The 2,649-nt window shown below is 54.5% G+C and carries 2 protein-coding genes and 1 pseudogene; all 3 read left to right on the forward strand.

All coding sequences use genetic code 11. The features are described 5' to 3' along the window. Window positions 1–461, forward strand: a pseudogene (locus BG52_RS02695) (cystathionine beta-lyase); the annotation flags it as partial. A gap of 104 nt (window positions 462–565) precedes the next feature. After that, the gene (gene mqnC / locus BG52_RS02700; RefSeq protein ID WP_036584782.1) at window positions 566–1,702 is read left to right on the forward strand and encodes a cyclic dehypoxanthinyl futalosine synthase; all 1,137 of its coding nucleotides are present in this window, start codon (window positions 566–568) and stop codon (window positions 1,700–1,702) included. 118 nt (window positions 1,703–1,820) lie between these two features. Further along, window positions 1,821–2,649, forward strand: an 829-nt coding sequence (locus tag BG52_RS15145; protein ID WP_036666801.1) for an IS91 family transposase, incomplete at its 3' end; no start/stop codon positions are given.

Here is a 2,649-nt window from a genome sequence, read left to right on the forward strand (position 1 = left end):
TGCAGGCGGCGTCGGTCATTATACCGAACGAGCCGCACAGACAAAAGTACAACCGTGCGCTCAAGACGCTGTCGCTGCATATGGAAAGCTTTTTCGGCTTGACCGCGGTTGTCAGCAGCTACACGCATGGCGATGAGTGGCTGGACCAGCTGCTCGTTTATTTGGAAGGCAATCTGCAGACGCTGCTCGATTATTTGGAGCGCCACCTTCCCGAAGTGAAGCCGATCCGGCCGGAAGGGACCTATATGGTCTGGCTCGATTGCCGCGCCGTTTCGGAGGATCCGCAGGAGCTGAAGCGGTTGATGTTCGAGCGGGCGGGCGTCGCATTCAGCGAAGGCTCCGTGTTCGGCAAGCAGGGCGCAGGATTCCTGCGCGTCAATGTCGCATGCCGGCGTGCGCTGCTGGTCGAGGCGCTCGGCCGCTTCGCCGAAGCGGTTCGCGAATCGAGGCCTCTCAGGTGACTGAGCGGGCCTTTTTGTGCTAATATACTTATTATAGTAAGTCTCATTGTGATGAGGCAGAGAGGGAGCGTTAGGCTCCCGGAAGAAGGAGGGGTCCGAACGATATGAGTCAAGTGGACCGCATACTGGAGCAAGCCTTGCTTGGAGAACGGCTCAGCGTGGAGGATACGACGGCGCTGTTCGAATCGGATCAGATCGAGAAAATAGGACATGTCGCCAACCAGCTCATGCTGCGGCGCCATCCGGAGCCGATTACCACATTTGTGGTCGGCCGGAACATTAACTATACAAACGTGTGCGATGTCTACTGCCGTTTCTGCGCCTTCTACAGGCCGCCGGGTTCGGCAGAGGGCTACGTCCTGCCGGACGAGACGATTTTCACCAAAATCCGGGAAACGATGGACGTCGGCGGAACGGAAATACTGATGCAGGGCGGCACGAACCCGAACCTGCCGTTCAGCTATTACACCGATCTGTTGCGCGCGATCAAGCAGCGGTTTCCGGATATTACGATGCATTCGTTCTCGCCGGCGGAAATCCATAAGATGAAGGACGTTTCCGACGGCCTGACGCTCGAGCAAGTGGTCCGCGCGCTGCATGAGGCGGGACTTGACTCGCTGCCGGGCGGCGGTGCGGAAATTCTGGACGACCGGACCCGCCGCAAGATCAGCAAGCTGAAGGGCTCTTGGACCGACTGGATGGACGTCATGAAGACGGCTCACCGGATCGGCATGAACACGACGGCGACCATGGTTATCGGCTTCGGCGAGTCGATGGAAGAGCGGGCGCTGCATCTGCACCGGGTGCGCGACGCGCAGGATGAGTGCCTTGCGAACGGCTACGCGTCCAAAGGCTTCCTGGCCTTCATCCCGTGGACGTTCCAGCCGGACAACACGAACATGAAGCGGGAGAAGGCGACACCGGAGGAATACCTCAAGACGTTGGCGATCAGCCGGATTACGCTCGACAACATCGACAATTTCCAGTCATCCTGGGTAACGATGGGGCCGGAGGTCGGCAAGCTGTCGCTGAGTTATGGCTGCAACGATTTCGGCAGCACGATGATCGAGGAGAACGTCGTGTCCGCTGCCGGAACGACGCACAAGGTCAACATCGGGGTGATTCTCCAGCTCATCCGCGAGTGCGGCAAAATTCCCGCGCAGCGCAATACGCGCTACGAGCTGCTCAAGGTTTATAACGAAACGGACGACGTCGCGCAAGATTTCGTCATGCAGAACTGAATCGATCACGCTTTGAAGCCTGACGCTTGCCAGCGTCGGCTTTTTTGACACGCCAGAATTTATAAATTTTCGGGGGGGAGGTCTTCCGCCTTATTTTTGTTTTTGGTAAGGTTAGGGTATGGAAACGAACATGTTGAAACGAATCTTCTTTGATGAGCATGGGCATTGGGACCGATTTGCAGAAAAACACAAGGATAAGCTTCGTCCCAATGTTCTGAAGGAAGTGGAGAAGTTTCGCAAATGTGGAGATCCCCGAAATGGCTTTAAGCTGCTGGTTTGCGAAGGATGCCATGACCTGCGGCTTGTTCCGTATCGCTGTAAAGGGAGATTCTGTACGACATGTTCATGCGGAGAGACAGAAGAGTGGGCAAGGTTACTTGAGCAGGATGTATTCCGAGTTAACCACCGCCATGTCGTCTTCACGATAGACGAAGGATTGCGCGAAGTATTTCTGCTCCATCGGGAAAAATTGCTCAAAGAATTTATGGATGAGGCTGTTCGTGTCGTCAAAGCGTATTTTGAGAAGAAGCACAAGGTAACTCCCGGAATTATAGCTGGGTTGCATACTTTTGGGGCACGGCTGAACTTCAATCCTCATGTACACATGCTCGTAACGATGGGGGGAATGAAGAAGAACGGCGAGTGGAAAACGTACGATTTCATTCCGTTCGAGATGCTGCGCAAACAATGGCAGACGGTCGTATTAAAACTCATACGCCGAAAGCTAAGCGAGCAAGAGAAAAAGCAAGTGCAATCCCGTTTGCAAAAAGCCTACTCCGAAAACGGGGAAGGTTTCTATGTGCATGCCCCGAAACAGAAAGGGAACGTGAAACAGCAGCTTGGATACATCGGACGTTACATGAGAAGACCCGCGATAGCGGTTAGCCGGATAGAAGCGTATGATGGAAAAAGGGTTACATTTCGTTACCGGGATAAAACAGACGGAG

The sequence above is a fragment of the Paenibacillus darwinianus genome, from assembly GCF_000598065.1.
GTDB lineage: Bacteria > Bacillota > Bacilli > Paenibacillales > Paenibacillaceae > Paenibacillus_I > Paenibacillus_I darwinianus.